General features: G+C 44.8%; 21 protein-coding genes. 15 read left to right on the top strand and 6 right to left on the bottom strand.

Annotated elements, in window-relative coordinates:
- Nucleotides 1–267: 267 nt before the first annotated feature.
- The 3 genes from G3R49_RS14115 to G3R49_RS14105 form a co-directional block, all read right to left on the bottom strand.
- Complete coding sequence (locus tag G3R49_RS14115) at nucleotides 268–1,266, bottom strand: LacI family DNA-binding transcriptional regulator (RefSeq protein ID WP_167870119.1); 999 nt, start codon at nucleotides 1,264–1,266, stop codon at nucleotides 268–270.
- A 119-nt stretch (nucleotides 1,267–1,385) separates the two neighbouring features.
- Nucleotides 1,386–2,735, bottom strand: coding sequence for a glycoside-pentoside-hexuronide (GPH):cation symporter (locus G3R49_RS14110; protein ID WP_167870118.1), 1,350 nt, complete (start codon nucleotides 2,733–2,735; stop codon nucleotides 1,386–1,388).
- A gap of 74 nt (nucleotides 2,736–2,809) precedes the next feature.
- Nucleotides 2,810–4,138: a GH1 family beta-glucosidase gene (locus tag G3R49_RS14105; RefSeq protein WP_210147231.1), complete on the bottom strand. Its 1,329-nt coding sequence runs from the start codon at nucleotides 4,136–4,138 to the stop codon at nucleotides 2,810–2,812.
- A gap of 265 nt (nucleotides 4,139–4,403) precedes the next feature.
- On the opposite strand from G3R49_RS14105, the gene fucP reads away from it, so the two are divergent.
- The 8 genes from fucP to G3R49_RS14065 all read left to right on the top strand — a co-directional run bounded on the left by fucP (nucleotide 4,404) and on the right by G3R49_RS14065 (nucleotide 16,384).
- Complete coding sequence (gene fucP, locus G3R49_RS14100) at nucleotides 4,404–5,708, top strand: L-fucose:H+ symporter permease (protein ID WP_167870116.1); 1,305 nt, start codon at nucleotides 4,404–4,406, stop codon at nucleotides 5,706–5,708.
- Between the two features lie 80 nt (nucleotides 5,709–5,788).
- Nucleotides 5,789–8,434, top strand: a complete 2,646-nt coding sequence (locus tag G3R49_RS14095; RefSeq protein WP_167870115.1) for an exo 1,3/1,4-beta-D-glucan glucohydrolase — start codon at nucleotides 5,789–5,791, stop codon at nucleotides 8,432–8,434.
- 529 nt (nucleotides 8,435–8,963) lie between these two features.
- Nucleotides 8,964–9,812, top strand: coding sequence for a 3'(2'),5'-bisphosphate nucleotidase CysQ (gene cysQ / locus G3R49_RS14090; RefSeq protein WP_167870114.1), 849 nt, complete (start codon nucleotides 8,964–8,966; stop codon nucleotides 9,810–9,812).
- Nucleotides 9,813–9,881: 69 nt separating this feature from the next.
- Nucleotides 9,882–10,784, top strand: a complete 903-nt coding sequence (mak, locus tag G3R49_RS14085; RefSeq protein WP_167870113.1) for a fructokinase — start codon at nucleotides 9,882–9,884, stop codon at nucleotides 10,782–10,784.
- 376 nt (nucleotides 10,785–11,160) lie between these two features.
- Nucleotides 11,161–13,959 (top strand): TonB-dependent siderophore receptor, encoded by a 2,799-nt coding sequence (locus G3R49_RS14080; protein WP_167870112.1) that lies wholly within the window; start codon nucleotides 11,161–11,163, stop codon nucleotides 13,957–13,959.
- 338 nt (nucleotides 13,960–14,297) lie between these two features.
- Nucleotides 14,298–15,140 carry an ElyC/SanA/YdcF family protein gene (locus G3R49_RS14075; protein WP_130602175.1) on the top strand — a complete coding sequence of 281 codons (843 nt, stop codon included), beginning with the start codon at nucleotides 14,298–14,300 and terminating at the stop codon, nucleotides 15,138–15,140.
- A 114-nt stretch (nucleotides 15,141–15,254) separates the two neighbouring features.
- Entirely contained in the window at nucleotides 15,255–15,932 is a 678-nt protein-coding gene (locus G3R49_RS14070) for a DUF2982 domain-containing protein (protein ID WP_130603587.1), read from the top strand.
- Nucleotides 15,933–15,961: 29 nt separating this feature from the next.
- Nucleotides 15,962–16,384, top strand: a complete 423-nt coding sequence (locus G3R49_RS14065; RefSeq protein WP_167870111.1) for a GFA family protein — start codon at nucleotides 15,962–15,964, stop codon at nucleotides 16,382–16,384.
- A 12-nt stretch (nucleotides 16,385–16,396) separates the two neighbouring features.
- Here the strand turns inward: G3R49_RS14065 and G3R49_RS14060 are convergent, their stop codons facing one another.
- Together G3R49_RS14060 and napF are read right to left on the bottom strand one after the other, a co-directional pair.
- A complete protein-coding gene (locus G3R49_RS14060; RefSeq protein ID WP_130602179.1) occupies nucleotides 16,397–16,789 on the bottom strand; it encodes a polymer-forming cytoskeletal protein in 393 nt (130 codons plus the stop codon).
- Between the two features lie 156 nt (nucleotides 16,790–16,945).
- Complete coding sequence (gene napF / locus G3R49_RS14055) at nucleotides 16,946–17,446, bottom strand: ferredoxin-type protein NapF (protein ID WP_130602181.1); 501 nt, start codon at nucleotides 17,444–17,446, stop codon at nucleotides 16,946–16,948.
- 312 nt (nucleotides 17,447–17,758) lie between these two features.
- Here napF and phhA point away from each other — a divergent pair, with 312 nt between their 5' ends.
- The 7 genes from phhA (at nucleotide 17,759) to ompW (ending at nucleotide 24,516) form a co-directional block, all read left to right on the top strand.
- Nucleotides 17,759–18,565, top strand: a complete 807-nt coding sequence (gene phhA / locus G3R49_RS14050) for a phenylalanine 4-monooxygenase (RefSeq protein WP_167870110.1) — start codon at nucleotides 17,759–17,761, stop codon at nucleotides 18,563–18,565.
- Between the two features lie 102 nt (nucleotides 18,566–18,667).
- Nucleotides 18,668–19,006, top strand: coding sequence for a 4a-hydroxytetrahydrobiopterin dehydratase (locus G3R49_RS14045; protein WP_130602185.1), 339 nt, complete (start codon nucleotides 18,668–18,670; stop codon nucleotides 19,004–19,006).
- 163 nt (nucleotides 19,007–19,169) lie between these two features.
- Nucleotides 19,170–20,708, top strand: coding sequence for a transcriptional regulator TyrR (tyrR, locus tag G3R49_RS14040; protein ID WP_130602187.1), 1,539 nt, complete (start codon nucleotides 19,170–19,172; stop codon nucleotides 20,706–20,708).
- A 321-nt stretch (nucleotides 20,709–21,029) separates the two neighbouring features.
- A complete protein-coding gene (locus G3R49_RS14035; RefSeq protein ID WP_130602189.1) occupies nucleotides 21,030–22,016 on the top strand; it encodes a fumarylacetoacetate hydrolase family protein in 987 nt (328 codons plus the stop codon).
- 67 nt (nucleotides 22,017–22,083) lie between these two features.
- Nucleotides 22,084–22,734 (top strand): maleylacetoacetate isomerase, encoded by a 651-nt coding sequence (gene maiA / locus G3R49_RS14030; protein ID WP_167870109.1) that lies wholly within the window; start codon nucleotides 22,084–22,086, stop codon nucleotides 22,732–22,734.
- A gap of 16 nt (nucleotides 22,735–22,750) precedes the next feature.
- A complete protein-coding gene (locus G3R49_RS14025; protein WP_167870108.1) occupies nucleotides 22,751–23,422 on the top strand; it encodes a nucleotidyltransferase family protein in 672 nt (223 codons plus the stop codon).
- Nucleotides 23,423–23,838: 416 nt separating this feature from the next.
- A complete protein-coding gene (ompW, locus tag G3R49_RS14020; protein WP_130602193.1) occupies nucleotides 23,839–24,516 on the top strand; it encodes an outer membrane protein OmpW in 678 nt (225 codons plus the stop codon).
- A gap of 415 nt (nucleotides 24,517–24,931) precedes the next feature.
- Here the strand turns inward: ompW and G3R49_RS14015 are convergent, their stop codons facing one another.
- Nucleotides 24,932–25,726 (bottom strand): S1/P1 nuclease, encoded by a 795-nt coding sequence (locus G3R49_RS14015; protein WP_167870107.1) that lies wholly within the window; start codon nucleotides 25,724–25,726, stop codon nucleotides 24,932–24,934.
- Between the last annotated feature and the right edge of the window lie 195 nt (nucleotides 25,727–25,921).

Genomic DNA, 25,921 nt, shown 5'->3' with positions numbered 1-25,921 from the left:
AGTTTGAATCGATAGAGGGTTAAAGTTAAGTATATGAATAACTAGGTTTTTTACTGTTCGGCTTGTGAGGTTGATTTGAACATACCAGTCAGAAAAGTGATGCAATTAACAATGGTAAAAGAGTCGCCCGCGTAGCAGCGCGGGCGCTAAGCCATCTGAAAGGACATATGAAACGGAAAATGCAAACCTAAATGAAAAGAGCGCTCAGAATTTATCGCTTGGGCATAAGCTCAAGTAAGCACTTGTTTAGTTATGGCTAACGCAGGCTTAAGCTTGTTTCGCTGAACCTCTAACAAACAACTCTGGTTTAAAGCAGCTTTCAACATCGACTTCTTGATGGTTGTAAACCTGCTTTAGCACCCAGCGCGCAGCCATATGCCCCATATCATCAATGGGGTTACTTATGGTGCTGAGCGTTGGTGTGATGTAAGCCGGGAAGGGAATGTTGTCGTAGCCGATAAATGAGATATCGTCAGGTACTTTTAGTCCACGCTCAATGCACACCGCAATTGCACCCGACGCCATCTGATCACTGGCGCACACAACAGCTGTGATTGGCTTATTAAGCGACAACAAATGCGTCATAGCATCTGCACCGCCTTGTTCTCTAAAGTTACCCTCGTACCAAAGCTCAGGGTCAAACAGCAGGTTATGTTCTGCAATGGCCTTTTGATGGCCGCGTAGCCTGTCTCTGGCATCGAGTTTATACATAGGGCCTGAGATGTAGGCTATGTTTGTATGCCCTAGCGATAACATGTGGTCGGTTGCCATATAGCCGCCAAGCTCGTTATCCAGATAAACACAGCGCTCTTTAATCGCCTCAATATAGCGGTTAATTAGCACGATTGGCGTGGTGCCTCTGCTTAGTTTGATGAGGTAGTCATCTGACACGGCTTCAACATCGAGAATGAGCGCATCACAGCCGCGACTCATTAAGAAATCGATGCCTTCTTTTTCTTGTTGCTCGTCACTGTGACCCGCAGCAATGATTACGTGCTTGTTGGCGCTACGCAGTGAGGTTTCTATTTGGGTCATCATTGGCCCATAGAAGGGACCATCAAGTTGTGACACAACCACGCCAACGCTGTTGGAGCAATTAGAGGCCAACGACTGCGCAATGTTATTAGGTTTATAGCCCAGTGAGTCCATGGCATCGAGCACTTTTTGTCGAGTCTTTTCACTGACCTTAGTGTTGTTGTTCATCACTCGAGAAACGGTCGCTAATGAAACGCCCGCTAACACTGACACATCATATATTGTTGCCATAAATTACTCGATTCTATCCCTGTAACGTTACTACATACTCAGCTTAATCTGCCCCTGAGTATTAACTTTTGCTTTGATTGACTACATTCATATGCTTTTGGTTAATCACCGAGCTTCATTTATTGGCCTTTAGTGGCAAGTGATTGGTTTTGCAATGTAAGCTGCTCGTTAATCTCGCTTACCTTGCGGTCATTTAGGATGTACCAACGCATCACAATTGCCACCAAGATGGAGCCAAAAGCAGGGTATATCGTAAAGGAAATCAAGATCCCGTCAAGCGCAGTCGCTGTTTGTGGGCTGTCGGCAACATAACCATAGCCTGCCAATAACCAACCCGCTGCTGCACCGCCAATCGCCACACCTAATTTAATGAAGAAAATGATCGATGAATAAATCATCCCGGTGATCCGCACACCGGTTTTGTGTTGACCATAGTCAACGGTATCTGCCATTTTTGCCCACAGTAATGGCGTTGCCATATTAAAGCTAAAGCCCCATAAGATGAACAAACCAAAGGCAAGGTGAACTTGCTCTGGTGGGACAAAGTAACTCACGATACACAAGCTAGCCGCGATTACCTGCAAGCTGATATAAGCCTTTACTTTACACACCCGTTTCGCCAATGGCTCGGCGAGAACACAGCCTGCAATATTGCCAAGCATACCAAGGGTGATAAATAAGGTGACTGAGTCTGGCATGTTGAGGTAGTACTTAACATAGTAAATCGCCAGGCTAGTTCTCAGCACCATACCAGACATCAAGCAAATAGCCGCAATAGACAGTATGCGCCACTGGTCGTTTTTGAATAAAAAGCCAAAGTCTTGTTTAAAGTTAGAACGCTGATCAACTGGTGGATGCAGCCTTTCTTTGGTTCCCCAAAAACAGGCGATAAACATGGCTACGCCTAAGATACTCATGGCTGTAATCGTTAGCTGATAGCCTTTCGCTTCATCACCTTGTCCAAGGTACTCAACCAGTGGCAAGGTCATGCTCGACACCATTAGACCGCCCAGCATGGCAAACACAAAGCGGTAAGACTGCACTGATACTCGCTCTTTGGGGTCTGCAGTTAGCACGCCACCAAGGGCACAATAAGGAATATTGATGGCGGTATAGACCATCATCAGCGCGGTGTACGTGACAAAGGCGTATACCATTTTGCCATTTTCGGAAAGATCAGGTGTAGTGAATGCCAGTACACTAATGAAACCAAAGGGCAGGGCAAACCATAGTAAATAAGGGCGGAACTTGCCCCATTTAGTTTGGGTGCGGTCTGCTAATGAACCCATTAATGGATCGGTAATCGCATCTATTAGCCGTACTGATAAAAACATAGTGCCGACAAATGCCGGAGAAATGCCGAAAATATCGGTATAAAAGTAGGTTAAAAACAGCATTACGGTTTGGAACACAATATTGCTGGCAGTGTCACCTAAGCCGTAAGCTATTTTCTCTTTAACGCTGATCATCCTTGGCCTCTTATGATTGTTATTTGCGCAAGTGCTTTGCTTATCTTTGATGAGAAGCAAGCTGTATTTTTGTACTATCTACGAGCGTTAAGCAAGTTTCGGTATGCTAAGCCACTGTTTTTAATAGTGCGCTCTTGTGTTTCATAGTTTACATACACAATACCAAACCGCTTTAAATAGCCCTCGGCCCATTCAAAGTTGTCCATTAAACTCCAGGCAAAGTAGCCCACCACATTGACTCCTTGATTAATCGCGGCATCAACGGCATTAAGGTGCTGCTGGTAATAATCAATCCTGTCTTGGTCGTTTACCTGACCGTTTTCAAGCTTATCCGCCATGGCTGCACCATTTTCAGTGATGTACACCTCAGGCAACGGATAAAGCTCATTTAAAGAAGTCAGTAAATCAGTAAACGCTTGTGGGTAAATCTCCCAGCCGATATCGGTTTTAGGTTTATCTGGCATATCAATTTGCTGATATTGCATGTCATCACAAGCGGTATAGACGGCGCGGGTGTAGAAGTTAATGCCAAGGAAATCCAGCGGCTGTTTAATAATGTCAAAATCACCGGCTTCAATTGTTGGGGTATTATCACCGAGTGATGCAAAGCTATCTGGGTAGCAACCGTCAAATAAAGGTTTGATATACCATTGATTCATATATTCGTCGGCAAGCTTGGTTGCGTGAATATCCGCTTCACTTTCTGTCGCGGCGTAACACGGAGTGAAGTTGAGTACTATGCCGTTTTTGCTATTTGGACTATTGGTTTGTAACACTTTCATGGCTAAGCCGTGAGCTAGCAAAATATGGTGAGCAGCCTGACGACCATCTTTAACGCTGGCTTTGCCTGGTGCGTGAATACCTACCTCATAACCTAAATAAGCACTGCAAAATGGCTCATTAAATGTGGCGTAAGAATAAACTCGATCACCAAGAGCTTGGCTGATTTTGCCGGCGTAATCGGCAAAAAGGTAAGCGGTTTCACGATTAAGCCAGCCACCGTTATCTTCTATATGCTGTGGAAGATCCCAATGATATAAGGTGACAAATGGCTTAATGCCACGCTGGTTAAGCTCATCTAGCAGCTGAATATAAAAGTCGACACCTTGTTGATTGAGGCTACCATCTTGGTGGATCACTCGTGGCCATGAAATCGATAGGCGATAGGCGTCCACGCCAAGAGACTCAATTAAATCAATGTCTTGCTTCCATAGCTTGACGTGTTCACAGGCTTGTTTGCCGTCTGAACCATCACGAATTTTTCCTTTAGTGGCACAAAAAGTATCCCAAATACAAGGTAAGCGAGTGTCGGCTGCGCCCTCAATTTGAAACGAGGCGGTGGCGACACCAAAAGTAAAGGCTTTGCTCGCCATTGGCGATTCAGTCGGTACGGTAATCTTCATATTCATTAATCACTGACTATTAATTAGATTTTGTTTTATAAGGCTTTTATTTGCTAATGAATCCCGATTTTAGTTGTCCGATGTGCCAAATACTGTTTAAAAATCGTTGACATCGGTTATCGGTATGTTAAAAATGAAAGCGCTTACATTGAGAGTAGAGATTAATTTACAAAAGGTCAACATTTGTTTCTTTGCTTTAGTCGAGCGGCATGAAGTCGCTATTTAGCAAGAAACGGATGCGACCAAATAACCAAAAGGTAAAACTATGGCTGGTGCACCGTCGATGGAGCAAGCTGAGGCTTCGCAAGCATATCAATCACAAGGCGATTTTCGATTTCCGTTAGTGGTACTCACCTCGCTGTTTTTTATGTGGGGCTTCCTTACGTGTTTAAACGATATTCTTATCCCTTACTTAAAAAATCTATTTGACCTTAGTTACACCCAGGCGATGCTAGTACAGTTTTGTTTCTTTGGTGCCTACTTTATTGTGTCAATCCCGGCCGGGGCGCTAGTTGGTAAAATTGGTTATCAAAAAGGCATCATTACAGGCTTAATTATTGCCAGTATTGGTTGCTTTTTGTTTTACCCATCAGCCAGTTTGGCTTCATACAATATGTTCTTACTTGCGTTATTTGTGATGGCGTCAGGGATCACTATTTTACAAGTTTCGGCAAACCCGTATGTCAGTGCATTAGGGCCTGCTGAAACGGCCTCATCAAGGCTGACCATGACCCAAGCATTTAATTCTTTAGGGACGACGGTCGCGCCATTTTTTGGTAGCTGGCTAATTTTATCGACTATGCCTCACGGCGATGATGTAACTGACGCCGCAGTTGCTGCAGCCGCGCTTTCACCTGCAGAGCAAGCTAGTGCTGTGCAAATGCCCTATGTGATGCTAGCTGTTGCTTTGGTGATTCTGGCATTAGTGTTTTTATTCTTAAAATTACCGCTATTAGGTATTAAGGATAACGGGGAAGCTCAATCGCAAGCCACATCAGTATTTAGCGGCGGCGCGTGGAGCCAACGCCACTTGGTGTTAGGGGCTGTGGGCATTTTTGTATATGTCGGCGCTGAGGTTGGCATTGGTAGCTTTTTAATCAGCTTTTTAACTCAGGCAGACATTGGTGGTTATACCGAGGCAGAAGCCGCTAAGTACATCGCTTATTACTTTGGCGGCGCTATGGTTGGGCGCTTTATTGGTGCATTGGTCATGCAAAAAATTGCGGCAGGTAAAGTGCTGGCATTTAATGCTGTAAGCGCATGTGTGTTAGTGGCGATAGCGATTGCAAGCTCTGGGCATACCGCAATGTGGGCGCTAATTTTTGTGGGTTTATGTAACTCGATTATGTTCCCAACTATTTTCAGCCTAGCGCTGCAAAATTTGAAACAACACACCAGTCAAGGCTCGGGTATTTTGTGCCTCGCCATTGTCGGCGGGGCAATCGTCCCATTGCTTCAAGGGGTGATGGCCGATAACTTGGGCGTGCAAATGGCGTTTATTTTGCCTTTGGTATGTTATGCCTATATTGGCTTTTATGGCTTAAGCGGCAGTAAGCCACGTTTAAGCTAACGGTTACAGACTTAATTCGCTTAGCAGGAACAAGCGCTAATCAGCAAAGATCAACAGACTCTAATAACAAGGACATTTTTATGTTGAACAAATCATCAAAGCCGGCTTTTGTGCTCTCTGCTTTGGCAATGTCTCTGGCGTTAACTGCCTGTATGCAAAGCAGTGACGATGCTAAATCAAGCGGCGAAACGGTAACTACAACCGCTGCTGAGAATGCACTGAGTAGTCAAGTACACCTAACAAAGGCGATTGCAGATAACGCTGATGCAAGTTATCCAGAACACGACATCAACATTTGGCCAAAACTACCGGTACCAATAGCCGTTGATGCAGAGCTTGAAGCGAGAGTGGCTAATATTTTGTCGCAAATGACCTTAGAGCAAAAAGTCGCGCAGATGATGCAGCCAGAAATTCGTGATATTACGGTTGAAGATATGCGTAGATATGGTTTTGGCTCATATCTCAATGGTGGCGGTTCGTTCCCATTTTCAAATAAGCAGTCAACGCCACAAGATTGGATCCAATTAGCTGAAGACATGTATCAGGCTTCAATTGATGACTCGTTAGATGGTTCAAACATACCGACTATGTGGGGCACAGATGCGGTCCATGGTCATAACAATGTAATTGGCGCAACGTTATTCCCTCACAATATTGGCTTAGGCGCTGCCAATAACCCTGAGCTGATCAAACAAATTGCTGCGGTGACGGCTAAAGAAGTGATGGTGACGGGTATCGACTGGGTATTTGCGCCAACCGTAGCTGTTGTTCAGGACGATCGCTGGGGTCGTACCTACGAAGGTTATTCAGAGGACCCTCGCATTGTTCGAGAATATTCTCACGCCATAGTTGAAGGCTTGCAAGGAGCGGTTGATGGCGACTTTTTAACAGACAAGCATGTTATCTCAACCGTTAAGCACTTCCTTGGTGATGGCGGCACAATCAAAGGCATTGATCAGGGTAACAATATCGCCAGTGAGCAAACCTTGTTTGATGTGCATGCTCAGGGCTATGTTGGCGGTTTAGCTGCAGGTGCACAAACGGTTATGGCGTCGTTTAATAGCTGGCATGGGGTAAAAAATCATGGCAGCAAATATCTACTGACAGACGTATTAAAAGACAGATTCGGTTTTGATGGCCTAGTTGTGGGTGATTGGAATGGCCATGGGCAAATCCTAGGTTGTAGCAATGAGTCATGCCCAGAAGCAGCCAATGCGGGTTTGGATGTCTACATGGTGCCGACTTCTGCTTGGAAACCATTACTTGAAAACACCATTGCTCAGGTTAAAAGTGGTGAAATTAGTCAAGCGCGTATTGATGATGCAGTAAGTCGGATCTTGCGCGTTAAGTTGCGTGCTGGTTTGTTTGAAAAGCCAAGCCCAGCGAATCGTCCGCTATCAGGTAAAACGGAGCTGATTGGCCATGCTGAGCATCGCGAAGTGGCAAGACAAGCTGTGCAGCAGTCACTTGTGTTACTTAAAAACAATCAAAATATTCTACCGCTTGCGACAGACATTAATGTACTGGTAGCGGGCGATGCCGCCGATAATATTGGTAAGCAATCGGGTGGCTGGACCATCACTTGGCAGGGCACAGATAACCAAAATAGTGACTTCCCAGGCGCAACGTCTATCTACCAAGGCATTAAGCAAACGGTTGAAGCTGGCGGTGGTCAGGTTCAGCTAAGCGTTAATGGTGACTTCACCGCTAAGCCTGATGTAGCCATCGTGGTATTTGGTGAGGAGCCTTATGCAGAGGGTAATGGTGATATTGATAACCTTGAATATCAACGCGGTGACAAGCGTGATTTAGCCTTATTAAAGGCGCTCAAAGCACAAGGTATTCCTGTGGTGTCGGTGTTTATTAGTGGCCGTGCTATGTGGGTTAATCCTGAGCTAAATGCATCAAATGCCTTTGTAGCGGCTTGGCTTCCAGGCTCAGAAGGTCAGGGCGTGAGCGATGTGTTATTTGCTAAACCAACGGGCGAAGTGAATGTGCCATTTACTGGCAAGCTGTCATTCTCATGGCCAAATACGCCGCTGCAGTCTGTGGTCAACGTAGGTTTAGATGGTAAGACGTATAGTGATGAGAAACCGCTATTTGCATACGGCTATGGTCTTGAGTACGGCCAACAGCAAAACCTAGATACCTTGTCTGAAGATAATCTCGCTGACAGTAGCGAACTGCAATCACTTGCCTTATTTGAGCGCGCGGTAAAAGCGCCTTGGGTGTTAAACATTGGTGATGACAGTGGCCGCGCCGCAGTTGTCAGTAGTGAGCAATCTCAAGGTGTGGTGAGCATTAAGTCGATGGACAAAGAAGTGCAAGAAGATGCTCGCGTGGTGACTTACCAAGGTGGCAAGCAAGGCTTTGTGGCATTAATTAGTAACTTCCCACGTGATTTACGCGCTTATTCAAATGGTAATGCAAGTCTCACTGTGCAGCTAAAAGCAGATGAGAAGCTTACTCAGCCGTTAACCTTAGGTGTGAGTTGTAATCGTGATTGCCGCGGCGGTGTTGATATCAGCGAGCAGCTCAATAGTGCCTTAGGCAAGTGGCAAACTGTAAGTGTCGATCTTACTTGTTTTGCCGAGCAGGGGGTTAACTTTGCCACAGTTAACACGCCGTTCTATCTCGCTACAGAGCAAGCGGTAACGGTTAGCTTTAGCGACCTGCATCTGGTGCCAAATAGCGCAGAGTCGGCGGCTATCGTTTGTAACGATTAGGCTTGCAATGAATAGGTTTGTAGCGATTAGGCTTTTAATAACTAGGCTTGTAATGATTAGGCATGTAATGACTAGAGCTACAATGCGCTTAATCGTTTGATACCAATAAAAGTAGTGATTTGAGCACCACACTCACACTTGGTTGTATTGCTGCAATCAAGTGTGAGTAAGCTAAGTTTAACTTTCTGTATTAATTCGTTATTTCATTTATCCGCTACTGCCAACAATACTCGCTTAAGTCGATGGCAATTTGATGAGCAAATGACTGAATACGAATGCAGTGAGCGCTATTTGTCTTTTATGCCAGCGGTGCTTGGCTTACTATCAAGCTCAATCTGTTACAAGGTACTAACATTCTTGTACTAATTGGTGTTAGCCGATTAAGGATGTGAATCAGCAGCGAAGCTCAGTTGCTTTGATTGATATAAATAGGCGCAAATGGTTATAAATCTACTTGTGAACCAGTGGCATAATCTTACTTTGACGAAAACCTCATTATTAATGAAACGGTTGAGCAAGGACTGATTAAGTGCAACAACAAGATTTAAATGTGCCACTAGCTTGGTTATCAAGCGTTGAACAAATAGCAATCGCAGCAGGTGAAGCCATTATGGGCATGTATCAGCGCGGTGAAAGCGGCGACTTAGCGGTGCAAACCAAGGCTGATGAAAGCCCGGTAACCGAAGCTGATATTGCCAGTCATCAAGTGATTGTCGCTGGGCTATCTGAGTCGTTGTCTCAGTTACCCCGATTTCCAATCTTGAGTGAAGAGTCGACTGAGATTGATTGGCAAGAGCGTAAGCAATGGCAAACCTACTGGCTGATTGACCCGTTAGACGGCACTAAAGAATTTATAAAGCGAAACGGCGAATTTACGGTAAATATCGCGCTGATACACCAGGGAAACCCTGTTTTAGGTGTGGTTTATGCGCCCGTATTAGATAAATGCTACAGCGGCATTGTGGGTAAAGGCGCCTGGCTTAGCCAGCAAGGTGCTGACAAAGCCAGCGCAAATAGAACTGAACTTGCAATCGATAAGCGCAAGCTTAACAGCAAACCCATTGTGGTAGGCAGTCGCTCGCATATCAGCCCAGATGTCGCCAAATATGTAGACAAGCTGGGTGAGCATGAAATGCAAAGTGTAGGTAGCTCACTTAAGTTTTGCATGGTGGCTGAAGGCTTAGCAGATGTGTATCCGCGCCTAGGGCCAACTAGCGAGTGGGACACTGCTGCAGCCCAAGCCGTGCTTGAAGCCGCAGGTGGGCAGGTTTTGGTCCACAGTAATGGACAAGCTTTACAATATAATCAAAAACCGAGTGTGTTGAATCCATACTTTATTGCCGCATCGCCGGCATGGTTCGCACTTGGATACAGCTAAAATAACTAACCACTGTCGGGTAAACCAATAGCAGGTTGGATGTAGGAAGGTTAAAGGGAGAATCAAGCTATGATGCGCATGGGCGTCGACTTAGGTGGTACCAAAATTGAGTTAGTTGCGTTGGCCGACGATGGCTCAGAGCTATTTCGTAAACGTGTTCCTACCCCTAAAAACTACCCAGACACACTAGAAGCGATTACTGGGCTGGTTGCTGAAGCTGAAGCGGCAACCGATCAACGCGGAAGTGTTGGTGTGGGCATTCCTGGTGTGGTATCGCCAATGACTGGCTTGGTTAAAAACTCCAATTCTACCTGGATCAATGGTCATCCGCTGGATAAGGATTTATCTGAGCTGCTTGATCGTGAAGTGCGCGTTGCCAATGATGCAAATTGCTTTGCAGTATCTGAAGCAACCGACGGCGCTGCAGCCGGTAAAAAAGTCGTGTTTGGCGTGATTATCGGCACAGGTTGTGGCGGCGGCTTGTCAGTTGATGGCAAGGTACACGGCGGCGGCAACGGAATTGGTGGTGAGTGGGGACATAACCCGTTGCCATGGATGACAGCTGACGAGTTCAACTCCACTTCGTGTTTCTGCGGTAACAAAGATTGTATCGAAACCTTTATTTCGGGCACTGGTTGGGTGCGTGATTTTCGCCGTGCAGGTGGTGAAGCTGACAGTGGTATTCAAATTGCGCAGATGATGGCAGAGGGCGACCCGTTAGCGACGCAAGCATTTGTTCGCTATATCGATAGACTTGCTCGCTCACTTGCACACCTGATCAATATGCTTGACCCAGATGTCATCGTGCTAGGTGGCGGCGTATCTAACGTTGATGCCATATACACTGAGCTGCCTAAGGTATTGCCAAAGTATGTAGTCGGCCGCGAGTGTGAAACCTTAGTGGTGAAAAATCAGTTTGGCGCTTCATCTGGTGTACGCGGTGCAGCATGGCTATGGACTAAAGAAAACTAATCATTATCTCCCCAGATAAGATTGCAATTAAGCGCCTTAATGGCGCTTTTTTGCGTTTAGGACTTTGTAAGTTGGCCCTTGGAGTAATAGCTGATTGATTACTAACTTTCTGAGCATCAGTTGTATCTGTTGTGTCCGCAAAAACACCAACAACGCGTGAATAAATGCTTTAAGGACTATGCAACGGGACTATGTACTAAGAATGCTTATCAATACGTTTCTATACATGTGTGCAACACCTGATACAAAGTGTGTTTTGTGCGTAAAAAATCGGTAAAAGTTTGCTTAACTGTAATAAAATTGTATCAGTCAGTGGTGTTACCGATACATATATGGTCACTTGCCGTCGTTTACAATTCATTGGATGGTTTTGTTTATGCATAAGATTTCGGCTTTAGCTCAGTACGTTGGTTTTATTAATCGCGATGATTTGCAACGACTTATTTTCGAAGAATCCATTTTAGAACAGTCGGGTGTTAACTATAGGCGCAGTAGTGCGCGGCATAGTAAGCAAAGCATTGCTGCTGGAGCACTGTGCTTAGGGCTTTGTGCAATTGTGCCATTTAATGTGTTGGCCAATGAAGCGGTTATCGACAGCGAAAACATAGAGCGCATTCAAGTGACCGGCACCCGTATTAAACAGGTCGATATTGAAACCGCATCGCCGTTAACGGTGATTGACGCGCAGCAAATAGCCTTGTCAGGTGAAGCGAATATTGCTGATGTACTCAACAACACTAGCGTGAACAGCTTTGGCTCCTGGCGCGGCGTGACTGGCTATGCGTCAGGGGATTCAGCCTCAAGTAGCGTTAATATGCGTGGCTTGGGTGATGGAGCTACTTTAATTTTACTTGATGGCAGGCGCATGCCCGGCGCGACTTCAAGCTCTGGTGGTATTGCTGACACCTCGCAAATACCCTTGGCAATTGTTGAGCGTATTGAGATTTTACGTGATGGTGCTTCAGCCATATATGGCTCAGATGCGGTAGCTGGCGTCATCAACATTATTACCAAGAAGCAGTATGACGGCGTTGAGCTCAATATTTCCTCTGAGCTACCTCAAATTAATGGTGGCGATACTCATCAATTTTCCGTTAGCGGCGGCTATGTGGGGGATAATGGCAACATTAGTGTGAGCTATGAGCGTTATTCTAGTCAGGCAGTCTACGACAGAGATGTTTGGCGCTTAGATGACCCCAGTTATATGGATTACGACACCTATAATGGGGTGCCAAACGGTTATTATTATGACTACAACTTAGAAGATTATGTGGCAATAACTAACTCTGAGTTATGTCAGCAGCAGCCGCAAGGTATTGATGCATCAGATGGCAACAATCAAGGTTTATGCTTATACAATTATGGTGAAGTGTCGACGTTATATGGCGATTTCGACCGCAACAGTGTGCTAAGCCATTTTGACTACGAGCTAACTGAAGATGTGACTTTGAAAGGTCGACTATCGTTTGCTGATTTGGTCACCGAAGGTGCCACAGCGCCAACGCCCATTTATCCAGCCTATATTTATATGCCCTGGGATCATACCTACAACCCAGTTGGTGAAGAAGTTGAGTTACAACTGCGTTCAACACAACTAGGGAACCGTGATGAGCGGGTTGAGACGCAAACTATTGATGGCTTGCTTGGTCTGCAAGGCTACGCTGATATTGCTAGCGGCCTTGATTGGGAGCTTAACCTACAGCATTCAAAATCAACCACCAAGATGTATGGCTATAACCTGATTAACGATGCCAAATTGCAACAGGCGATATTGGCAACCGACGAAAACGGTGATGCCTTATACGATATCTTTAACGTCTCAGGGATGAGTTTTGATACTTGGCAAGCGCAAATGGCGCAAATGTATCAGCAGGCAGAGCATACTAGCGTGTATGACAGCGAGTTAACCAGCACTCAAGTTGATGGCTTAGTGTCGACATTAATGTTTGACGAAGGCGATTACACCATTGCAGCTGTTGCCGGTTTTGAGCATGAATGGATTGATTTCTATCAGGTAAATGATGCTGAGTCTTCTGCTGGGCTGATCTCTGGTGGTGCCGGCGGCGATAATGCCGATGCAGACCGTAAGCGTTTAGCTGGCTTTATGGAATTTAAATTTGGTCTGCCCGCTGATCTAGAGCTTTCTGCCGCGCTTAGATATGAGCGCTACAGCCAAAGCGGTCGGGTAATGAACACAGGGAGCGATCAAATTACCAATGAGTCGGCAACCTTTGATGATGTAGTCCCCAAACTTGGCGCATTATGGCGCGCTACCGATTCACTATTGCTTAGAGCGAGCTTTGGTGAATCATTTAGAGCGCCTAATATGATTGAGATGTTCTCGTCAGACTCGCTAAGTTTTGATTACGCCTATGATCCAGTGTGGTGTGCCAACAATGATGATCCTTACTATTGCTCTTATTTTGCGCAGCATGCTACCTGGTTTGGTGGCAACCCAGACTTGCAAGCAGAAAAAGGCCAAACTCTCACTTTAGGTGGTGTTTGGAATGTCACTGACGATTGGAGTCTAGAGTTGTCTTACTATGCGATTGAGTATGACAACAAAATCGAAGCAATTGATATCAATGACATCCTGTACTTTGAGCAAATTAATGGCGGCTCAGATTCGGTGCACAGGGATGAAAACGGTCAAATTAGTTACGTAGAAAGTACCGTGCGCAACATTGCTAGTATTGAAACCTCAGGCTTTGATATTGTCAGTGCCTACAACATGACCACTGGCGTTGGTGACTTTAACCTGACACTCGATATTGCTCATGTGATTGATTACAAATACCGTGCTGATGAAGCTTCACAGGCTGTCGATTATGCAGGTGACACTGATTACCCGCAGTGGCGGGGTAATTTTAGTTTAGCTTGGCAATACGATGTATTCTCAGCAGGCTGGTCAACCGTGTTTATAGGTAAGCAATCGGGTCAAGCATGGCGAGATGCAGGCTTTGAATCGATTATCGATACGCCAAATTACTTTAAACACAACCTGCAAGTGGGTTATATGCATCCATTTAACGGCAGCGTGACTTTAGGGGTTAACAATGTGTTTAATGCTGATGCGCCTAATTGGTATGACTTTGCCAGCTATCAGGATGTGAATACCGATCTTTATGATGTGATTGGCCGCAGCTTGTACCTAAAACTTAATCAAAGTTTTTAATGTCATCGTAATAGAAACCTAAAGCTAGAAACTGACAGCTAGAAACTAAAAGTTAGCAACCAAGGTAAACGACAGAAAATTCAACAAGCCGCTTGTTGCGTAAAGCAAACAGCGGCTTTTTGTTGTAACTTGCTGCCTTGTTAATTAGCTATATGCTCTGACTTTACCTAGTTAGGCTAAGCCCCCTGTTAACGGAGTTCACCATAGTGCAGTTACCTTTAACTTAGATGAGAACCGTGATGATGGTAGCGTTTAGATGCTGCATACGTTTTATGTCGTGATTTGGTTATTAGCTGATAAACTAGCGCCAGATAAATTGGGTGAAATGGAAATGCTAAATGTTCTGGGTAAAAAAAGTGTTGAGTCAGTTTGTGATGCCTATTCCTGTGTCCTTACTACTTATCACGGCGGGTGTATTATTGCTTGGTTATGGTTACACCCGAGCAAAGCAAAACTGGCCAGCAAGTTTAGGTAAGGCGTGCTGCGTGCTTGGTGTTGCCGTGCTGGCGCTATTTAGTCAGGCCAATGTGAGCAATGCTCTGGTAAAACCTTTAGAGCAAAGTTATCCCGCCAATACTAATCCCATAACCACTGAGTGTGTGGTGATGGTATTAGGCTCAGGTAATCAGGAGCAAGCTGGCTTAAGTGCGACTCAGCAACTTTCAACAACCTCACTAGCAAGGCTAACTGAAGGGCTAAAGCAGCTGCGCTTGGGCAAACAGGGAGAACAGGGTGACCAAAGTGGGCAGGTTCAGATTGGGTTTAGTCAAACTTGCCAGTTAATTGTAAGCGGCTGGGGCGGGCAGGGGGCTAGGCACTCACATGCGCAGATGATGAAACAAGCTGCGATAGAGCTAGGTGTGCCAGAGCAGCTAATAACCACCTTTGATACGCCAATGGATACTATTGAAGAGGCTTATTTTGCTTATCAGATGATTGGTGACAAACCATTTCGCCTAGTGACATCAGCGACCCATATGCCGCGCTCCATGACTATTTTTACAAGCCTTGGCTTATCGCCGCAAGCCGCGCCTGCTGACTATGCTATTGCGCATGGCCCTTGGTGGCGATTGAGTGCGCAAAATTTATTGAATAGCCAAAAAGCGATTCATGAATATGTGGGTAGAGCCTGGCTTGAAATCAAAGGCTTACAGCCAATCGATGGTGGTTCTAATCAATGAGCCCAAGTCGGTGACTAACATTACTTAAAGCCAAGTGCTCACTACTAATAATAACTGTGTATACAAGGAAAAGCTGTGTCAGAGCCTTTATCAACATCAACTGAATCAGACGCAATGAGTCAAACACTGCCAGATTCGGTTGCCATTAGACCTTTTTCAAAACGCAACGGCATCACTTTGTCTGTAGCAGGCGGTTTGAGCTTTGTTATCAGTATTATGCTATTCATCTTCGTCAAAGGTGCATTTGCCGTGGCATTGTTGCTATTTGCGCTAGGCATTGTTGGCACGGTTTTGGGCTTCACCAAGCTCAAAGAGCCTCCAGTAAGTGTATTGTTAGCAAAACAGGGCTTAGCGATATTTCATCGCCGCGGTGAAGTGGCGATTGATTGGAGTAATATTCAGCGCATTGACCAACTCAGGGTGAATCAAAATATGCAGATGGTGGACTTGCCTTATATTGGTTTAAAGCTGAAAAAGCTAAGCCCGATTATCGATACTATTTCACCTCGGCTTGCCACAGGTTTGCTCACTGAGCAGCGTCCACTTTTGATGACAGCGGCAACGCATGATGGCGATTTACAAAGCCTTGAGCATTACCTTAGCGCTGAATTTACGCCGCTGGCGATTGAGAATAAGGATTATCAAGGGGTACAGGCGATGTTCGGTCATAGGTGTTTAACCCTTAATGAAAACCTTGGTTATCACCTTTATATTCCAGTTGATATGCTTGACAGAAGCGAAGCAGAATTTGTCACTTTAGTTCGCAATTGGAAGCAAGCCGTTGAGCAATAACATATTGAAGTCAATCATAGGGAGAAGTTATGTCTGAGACCGAGTCAGAGATAGTACTAACTGGCGGTTGCCACTGCGGCGCGATTCGCTATCAAGTTAACGCTATGCCATTTGCTTCAGATTATTGCCATTGTGATATTTGCAAACAAACTACAGGCTCCGTGGTTGGCGCTTGGATGGACTTTAAAGTTGAGCAGTTAACTTGGCTTAAAGGTAAGGTCAAAGAATATGAATCTTCAGAATTTGTTCGCCGTGGTTTTTGCGAGCATTGCGGCTCAAGCCTAACCTTTCGTGATACTCGCCATGCTGACTACTTTACCTTGACGGTGACAAGTTTAGATGATGCCAGTAAAGTTCAGCCAACCTACCATATTTACACAGATGATCAGCTACCCTGGCTTAAGATTGACGATAACGCCAAGCGCTACCGTCAGGGGCAAACTAAAGAATAACAGGATACGCGATTAAGCGCTCACAGCTTGAGGTGCTTGAGCCTCTGCAGCTTGTTCAATTTGCTGCTCGGCTTGAGGTAAATGGCGTTGACCTAGGAATTGACCATCTTCAGCAATCTCAAGCTTTTCACTGCGAATGTCGCCTTCAAACAATCCTGAGTTGCTAATGGTGATTTTATGGCAGTGTGCTTCGCCGTTAACCTTGCCCGAAACCGTCACGTCCTTAGCGTAAATATTACCAGTTACCTTGCCGGTTGATTCAATAACGATATTGCCATCAGTGGTCAAATCGCCTTCCACACTACCCGCGATAAGAATGTCACCAGAAAAGCTAAGCTTGCCTTTAACCTGACAAGACTGCGCGATAAAACTTAGTGAGTTATTTGATTGTTTAGCTTGAAACATGGCTTAGCCTATTTGTTATTTTTGTGTACTTCACTTACTCAGAAGTTCAAATATATAGTCTAAGTCGCCAGTTTAAAAGCGATTGATTACAGCAATAAAACATTTTGCCTATTATCTGTTAACTCAATCGCGAATTTGGCTAGGTGAGTGTGAGGGCTAGTTTGGCGTAACCACCTGAATGGAGTTGTTTGGGCAAGGAGCAACGCAAGCACCACAACCAGTGCAGGCTTCTAAATCGATTTCCGGCTTAGGTACGGCGCCAACAGCCAGCTGAAAGCGAATCGCTCTAGGCTCGCAAGCATCTTTACAGCTTTGGCACCACACACCAGAGAAGGTGAGGCAATGATCCTGCACTTTAGCCAGGTAGCTCCAAGGCTGCTCAGCTGTTTTATCAAAAATGGGCTCTTCACATACATCAACGCATTTTTCACAAAAGGTACATTCGTCCTTTTTGAAATCAACTTCAACAAAGCCACCATCACCGCGGAACAAAATGCCAGTTTCACAAGCCTTGATGCATTTATCGCAGCGGGTGCATACATCGGTGAACTCGATGTCAGTTTTCGTCCACGGTGGTCTTAAAGCATTGGTTTTGTTGCGCCTAAATAGATTACGGCGAGCATGATTGATACTGTCACGCTTTGGGCTTTGACTCATTTATACCTCTAATAAACAGGCTAATGTGCTAAAAATGCGCTAATGCTCACATTGTAAAGCAGCAAGGCTTAACAACCTAGCCATGTCACTTGCTTCATCACAGCGTGCTTAATCATGCGGTACACTGTCAAACAAATCAGCCAGAATTAACTTATTGTTTTTGCAAGGCTTGTTTGACTAGAAAATTGCGTTGTATTTTTTAGTTTACGTTTTTACTGACCCGAGTGCTGCACAAAAAACTGTGAGGTAGTTAACAAAATTGCTCAGGTGTCACAGTATGAAGGCAAGGAAGTTTACGTAAAGTGAAGCAATATGAGTAAGAGCACACAATATGTGTCCCATCAAATTGATGCCAATGGATACATAGATTACTCCGAACAAGAACATGACATTTGGCAGCAATTGTACGCAAGGCAAATTACTAATTTGCCAGGGCGTGCGTGTAAGGCATACCTAGATGGTATTGATGCATTATGGATGTCGGTAGATCGCATTCCGCAATTACCTGAAATCGATAGCGTACTAAAACAAGCTACGGGGTGGGAAACCGCTGCGGTACCGGCGCTTATTTCGTTTGGTAAGTTTTTTGAGCTGCTAGCCAATAAGCGCTTTCCCGTTGCGACATTTATTCGCTCAAAAGAAGAGTTCGATTATCTGCAAGAGCCGGATATCTTTCACGAGATCTTCGGTCACTGCCCACTGCTAACCAATCCAGCGTTTGCTAATTTCTCCCACCTTTATGGTCAGCTAGGCTTAGCGGCTTCAAAAGAAGACCGCGTATTCTTGGCTAGACTGTACTGGTTTACCGTTGAATTTGGTTTGATGCAAAGCGCTGCAAACGAGCCATTAAACATTTATGGTGGCGGCATTTTAAGCTCACCGGGTGAAACCATGTATGCACTGGGTGATGAGCCAGAGCGCAAACCTTTTGAGTTACTGGATGTGCTGCGAACGCCTTATCGTATCGATATTATGCAACCTATTTACTATGTTATTGAGCATATCGATTATCTCGACGAGATTGGCAAAATGGACATTATGGCGCATGTGCAAAAGGCAAAGGCGCTTGGATTATTTGAGCCAAAGTTTGCGCCTAAAGCAATAGCACAAGCCAACTAAACCCGAATTAACGAGTTATCTATTAAATGTGTCTGTTGAATACTCAGCAGGCGCTAACCAACAACAAATTTTGCTGTACCCAATTAATCAGGAGTTGTAACCATGACCGCATTGACTGAAATGAAGTGTGAAGCTTGCCAGGCTGACGCGCCAAAAGTAACCGAAGCAGAATTAGCTGAGCTAATCCGAATGATCCCTGATTGGGGCGTAGAAGTACGTGAAGGCATCATGCAATTAGAGCGTGTTTACAAGTTTAAAAACTTTAAACTTGCCATGGAATTTACCAACAAGCTTGCAGATCTTTCAGAGGAAGAGTTCCATCATCCTGGCATCTTGACCGAGTGGGGCAAGGTAACTGTAACTTGGTGGTCACACTCTATAAAAGGCTTACATAAGAACGACTTCATTATGGCAGCCAAGACCGACCAGTTGCTTGATTAGTCACTAAAACACAATAATTCAGCATGTTACGTTAACGTAACATGCTAAATGTTTCTGGCTGTTACAAAATTGCTGTAAACTTCGCTTGCCAGCGTAAACTTTTAACATTAACGTATGCACGATTTCCAAAAGAAAATATTATAAACAAAGGAAATGGTTGATTATGCGTTTAGAAGTTAGCTGTATCGATCGCGTCGGCCTCGCGAAAGATATTTTAACCGTGCTCGAACATCACGGCATTAACCTGATAGCCATTGATGCCAGCAACCAAGGCTTTCTTTATCTGCAATTTGCAGAAGTCGATTTCGAAACCCTAAGAGAGCTCCTCCCGCAAATTCGTAAAGTTGAAAGCGTACACGATGTAAGAACTGTGTCGTTTATGCCATCTGAACAAGAACATTACGCGCTTAAAACCCTACTTAAAACCTTACCAGATTCAGTGTTTTCCCTAGACTCCAAAGGCAGGATCCGTATTGCCAATGAGTCGGCATTGTTGACGTTAGGTATGGGCGAGCATGAAGTGTTAGACGAGCCATTAAACCATTGGGTTCAAGGGTTTAACTTCTCTCGCTGGATGAGTGAAACGCCAGTTTTGGCGCAGGCTTGCCGTCTGCAAATTAACAATAATGAATATCTGGCTGAAATGCTGCCAATATACCTACCCGATGATGATGGCACTACCATTCTTGCGGGTGCGGTTGTGTCATTAAAATCTCCTGCTAGAGTCGGCAAACAGTTCAATGCATTGCAAAACCAAACCACTGGGTTTGACAATGTGCTGGCTAATAGCGACAAGATGAAAGAAGTGCTCAAGCAAGCGAAGCGTATGGCGCAGCTTGATGCGCCGCTACTTATCACAGGTGAGACGGGGACTGGTAAAGAGTTGATGGCGCGCGCAAGTCACGATGCCAGTATGCGCCGTGAGAAACCATTCATTGCGATTAACTGCGCCGCACTGCCAGACAGTGTCGCAGAAGAAGAGTTATTCGGCTTTGTGAATAACGGTGAAGTGGTTAAACGCGGGCTGTTTGAAGAAGCTAAAGGCGGCACGGTATTTCTTGATGAAATTGCTGAAATGTCGAAAGCTGCGCAGGTTAAGCTGCTACGTTTACTGCAAGATGGCACCTTTAGACGCATTGGTGGCGACGAAGAAGTGCGCGCCGATGTTCGCATTATCTGTTCAACGCAGAAAAATCTGGCAGAGTTATGTCAGGCTGGCGAGTTCCGTGAAGACTTGTACTACCGCATTCATGTACTTAGTTATCACATGCCATCGCTGCGTGAGCGCAAGGTGGACGTTATTCCGTTGACCGAAATGTTCCTTGAACATTACAGTCAGCAGTTATCTAGCCCACTTCGACGTATTTCAGCAAGTTGTCGCGATTACCTATTTAGCTACGCTTGGCCTGGTAACGTACGCCAGCTTAAAAACGCGATTTTTAGAGCAGTGTCCATGTGGGACGGCGCGACAGAACTCACCGTAGAGCAGTTGAAGCTGCCATCTTATGCCGAAGGTTTTGGCTATTTTGACGAAGAGTTTGAAGGCAGCTTAGATCAAGCTATGAAGGAATATGAAGCTAGCTTATTGCGCCGCTTGTATCCTGCGTACCCTAGTACGCGGCAACTGGCGAAAAAGCTTGGGGTTTCGCATACCGCCATCGCTAATAAACTGCGTGATTATAAAATCGCCAAGAAGAAATGATGTAACGAAAAGCTGCCAGCAGCAACGAGCCGGCAGCGTTTGATTTAACCGCCTATTGCCGATTATCTGCCACAATCAAGTTGGTGTAATAAATAGTTTACATTGTGGTTTGAATGCAGAATAAATGTGATTTAGTTCACATCATTTTAATCTCAGGCAATTTGCGGTATTTGTTATGCCAGCAGATGAACGTGCCCAGCAATGAATTCCAATGCAGCCTTTTGCTGCATAGCTTGGTGGCTTAGCTTGTTGAACCTGTGCACTAGCGCAGCTGTTAAGCACTTTAAAATTTGCCATCAAATATAAAAATTAGGAGCAACAATGAAACTTGCCACATATGACAATGGCCGCCGTGACGGTCAATTAATGCTAGTTAGTAAGGATTTAACCAAAGCGGTGGCAGTACCAGCAATTGCCCACACTATGCAGCAGTTGCTTGATGCATGGGACTTACTAAACCCACAGCTACAAGAGCTATATGAAGCACTTAACGCAGGCCAAATGGATAACGCGGTAGACTTTGAAGAGTCACGTTGCTTATCACCACTGCCACGCGCATACCAATGGGCTGACGGTAGTGCATACGTCAACCACGTTGAGCTAGTTCGTAAAGCGCGCGGCGCAGAAATGCCAGAGTCTTTCTGGACAGACCCACTAGTGTACCAAGGTGGCTCAGATTGCTTTATCGCGCCAAAAGCAGACATTCAAATGGCGAGCGAAGAATACGGCATCGACTTTGAGTCTGAAATCGCAGTGATCACTGACGATGTGGCAATGGGCGTAGACAGCAGCAATGCACAAAAGCACATTAAACTGCTCATGCTAGTTAACGATGTGTCTTTGCGTAACTTAATTCCTGGTGAGCTAGCCAAAGGCTTTGGCTTCTTCCAATCTAAGCCATCTAGTGCCTTCTCTCCAGTTGCCATCACACCTGATGAGCTAGGTGATAAGTGGCAAGACAGCAAAGTACACCTACCACTGGTTACTCACTTAAATGGTGAGTTGTTTGGTCGCCCAAATGCTGGTGTCGACATGACTTTCGACTTTAGTCAGCTTGTTGCTCACGTAGCAAAAACTCGCCCACTGGCTGCAGGTGCAATCATCGGCTCGGGTACAATTTCGAACTATGACCGCAGTGCTGGTTCAAGCTGCTTAGCTGAAAAGCGTATGTTAGAAATCATTGAAGATGGTAAAGCTAGCACACCATTTATGCGCTTTGGTGATACAGTTCGCATTGAAATGTTTGATGACAATGACAACTCAATATTTGGTTCAATCGACCAAAAAGTTGTTGAATACAAGGCTTAATTAGCACGCCGAGTTTGAATAAAAGCAACAGCGGTAACGTTGTTGCTTTTTTTATGAGGAGTATAAAATGAAACTCTATGGATACTGGCGCTCAAGCGCTGCTTATCGTGTACGTATTGCGCTTAATTTAAAGCAGTTAGATGCCGAACAGATTTCAGTTCACCTAGTGAAAAATGGCGGTGAACAACACAGTGAAGATTTCGTTAAGCTCAATCCACAACATTTAGTTCCAGCGTTAGTTGATAGCGATGAACATGGCGAGTTTTGCATTACCCAGTCGCTGGCGATTATCGAATATCTTGATGAGCGTTATGTGCAAGCTGGTTTGTTGCCACAAAAAGCAAAAGATAGAGCGGTAGTGCGCGCGATGGCGCAGCTTATTGCTTGTGAAGTCCACCCTCTAGATAACCTGCGCGTGTTGCAATATCTGGTGAATGAAATGGACGTAAACGAAGACAACAAAATGAAGTGGTATCACCATTGGATCCATATAGGTTTTGCAGCGCTTGAAGCGCAAATTGCCCAGTTTGGTGGCAAGTATAGTTTTGGCGATAGTGTCACTTTAGCTGATTTGTGTTTAGTGCCTCAGGTGTACAATGCAAGACGCTTTAATGTCGACTTAGCTGCATATCCAAATATCGTGCGAGTTGATGCCGCCTTAAATGAGCTGGAAGCATTTAAACTAGCCGCACCTGAAGCTCAGCATGACGCGACTTAAAGCAGTCAATTAATCGATGACACAAACCGAGCAATATCGTACGCAAATATGTCAATGGCTGCTTGCAGATGAATCGCGTCTGCAAGCACTTGAGATTTGCGAGAAGCTTTTTGCCCAGCTGGGTATTAAAGACTGGTGTATTGCAGCTGGTTTTGTACGTGATATGGTGTGGGACAAGCTGCACCAGTTACCTAACTCTGCGCTTAATGACATTGATGTGATTTATTACTGCCAGCAAGACATAAGCCCTGAGCGTGATCGTTGGCTTGAGCAAGCTCTAGCTCAATTATTAAACCAAGAGTTAGCCCAAGAATTAGTGCAGTCTCCAAGCAACACGTTAACTAAAACACTGCTTAGGGAGAGCACTTGTAATTTACCTTTCTCGGTCAAGAACCAAGCGCGCATGCATATTAGAAACGGTGATGCGCCTTACGCCAGCTGCACCGATGCCATGAGTTATTGGCCTGAGCTGCAAACTGGAGTTGGTGTAAAGCTTGAGCTCGCTTGTTCACTAGACGATTGCCAGCAGACACAAGCACATGTTTCTATCATCCACGCGTTTGATCTGGCGCGCTTATTTGATTTTTCGATCACTCATAACCCGAAGCGAAAGCGTGAGTTGTTTACGCAAAGGGTTAACACCAAAGGTTGGCTTGAGCGCTATTCAAAGCTCGCAATTTCCACATAGTTCTGTCGTAAAGGCTGACAAGTTTAAAGTCTATTTCGTCTCGCTTAACTGTGTTATCCCCAACGGTTTTTTATTCAATAACTTTAGATTTTTAGGCGTTTCCTCACTTGCTGCAGCGAGTGCACCTCACCATTTACAGTCAAAATTTGATGCGCTTAGGTCTAATCCTAAAGGTTGAATATAGATACTTTATTAACCAAAAGTGGTTGATTTTTAATCTTAAATGCTTGTGTAGAGGTGATCTAGATCAATAAAACGATTACCTCTTTGGTGATAGTGATAGATATTGATCTGTATCAATGTTGTTAAGGTTTTTGTCTGGCAGTGTAGCGCCAATTGTTAAGGGTGTTATCGAATTGTTTGTTTGTGCGTACAAGAAAAACGCACGGGTTTTAAGCAAATTCAAGGGGATGAATATGAAAACCAAATTAATGACAAAAACACTAGTTGCTGCAGGTCTATTAGCTGCGAGCTTTTCAGGTAGCGCGATTGCTCACCAGGCAGGTGACATCATTGTTCGTGCCGGTGCTGTGCAGGTCAGCCCAAATGATTCAAGTCAGCAAGTAGAAACGCCAGATTTAGGCAACCTAGGTGAGTTCTCAGTAGGTTCAAACACTCAGGTTGGTTTAAATTTCGGTTACATGCTGACTGATAACTTTGGTGTTGAATTACTTGCAGCAACGCCTTTTAGCCACGACATTTCAATTGCTGGAATGAAAGTTGCGGAAACCAAGCACCTACCACCAACCTTAGTTGGCCAATATTACTTCGGCAGTGCTGATTCAAAACTTCGTCCGTATGTGGGAGTCGGTGTTAACTTTACCAACTTCTTTGACACAAAAATCACCAATGATGTTGATGGTCGTTTGTCTAACCTAAGCTTAACTAATTCATGGGGATTAGCGGCGCAAGTGGGTGTTGATTACCAAGTGAGTGATAACTGGCTAGTGAATGGTTCAATCTGGTATGCACAGATCTCAACTGACGCTAATTTCCAATATGCACCTAATGGTGGCGCAACTTCAGTTCCTGTATCAATCGAAACAGACATTAACCCATGGGTTTACATGGTGAGCGTTGGTTATACTTTCTAATCAACTCTTTGGTATTGAACTAGCGTGAAAACCATAGCGTGAAAACGATAGTGTGAAAGTTAGTTCAACTCACCAATGAAACTAACACCATAAAAGCAAAAACCAGCTGTAATTTCAGCTGGTTTTTTGTGCTTATGGCACTAGGGCCTGTTGATCTTTGCTGATTAGAATTTGTTCGAATTAAAAGCACTTTAATCGCGACGTGAGCGATGACGTCTAGTCACCTACACAAACTCGCTCGCAACAAAGAGTAAAGTGCTTTTAAACGAACCTTTCAGGCAGCGCTTGTTGTCATTTCTACTGCGTTAACGACTTATCATGTGGAACAACCACATATCAAAGTCGTTGCCTTGTATAAATTTCCAACAAGCAGCTGCAAAAATAATCTTGAAAGATCAGCAGGCTCTAGTAACGATTACTTAAAGATATCATTGAGCTTTTCAGCTAGCCTCACGCCAGCTTGGCGTAAACGCAGTTTCACAGTGGGTGTGTGGTCATAAACATACTGGTAGCGTAAATCATCTTCGCCATCGCGGTTTTTTTCAAGCGTGTACGTTGCTTTACGCAGCGCTTTAGATTCATCCGCCCATTCGTAATAGTTTTTACCTTGCCATTGGTTACGTTCTTTTTCTGATATACGGCCGATAAAGCGCGTCATTTCAGTAAAGCTTAAGCCTTGTTGTTCAACTAGCTCAGTGTCCCAAACACTATGTAGGTTAGTGTTCTCGCCAAACCATTTTAGTTTGATTTTATTTCCGCCCCAGTCGTCAGCATAACCAACGTGTAAAGGTTGGTGTATATCGCCGACAAAATGTACGTAAAACGCTAACGCTTGCCACTTTTGCTCAATGGTTGAGTTAGGGTTACGTAGCGCTTTTTCAAACAGTTCCATTGCTGCGATAACATCGCCATGGGGATTGCGCTTAACGGTTTTCCAGGTTTCATGATCATCTATCGACACATAGTGCCAAGGCGCAGCGTGATCCCAGCTGCCACTGGAGCGAATTTCATCACCCCAAGTTGAGACTTCAGCCAGACTTGCACCATCGAGTAGGTCAGTGATCTTCTCATTTACTTCGTCGGTGAGATTCTGCTGGGCTATCTCACCAATGACTCTATGACCTAATTGACCCCAAGCCATAGCATCATGCATTGGCAAAACTAGCGTTAACCCAAAGCTAGTCGCAGCCAACAACTTGTGCAGTTTCATTATTCATCCTATTTAAAATAATTGGTTATTTTTTAGTTTTTATTTTACGGGCGTAAGATTGCAGTTTGACGAATTGAATTTCAATAATTTTTTGTTATCCAAGCTGTAACTTTTTCGTTACGAAAACAACGGGTTTTGGAGGTGATCCATCTGGTATAACCAGTTAGTGATTGAAAAATAAGCGTTAGATCACAC

It is taken from the genome of Shewanella sp. WXL01 (assembly GCF_012263345.1).
GTDB lineage: Bacteria > Pseudomonadota > Gammaproteobacteria > Enterobacterales > Shewanellaceae > Shewanella > Shewanella maritima.
The sequence above is the reverse complement of the archived record's forward strand: the minus strand, read 5'-3'. Positions and strand labels throughout refer to the sequence as shown.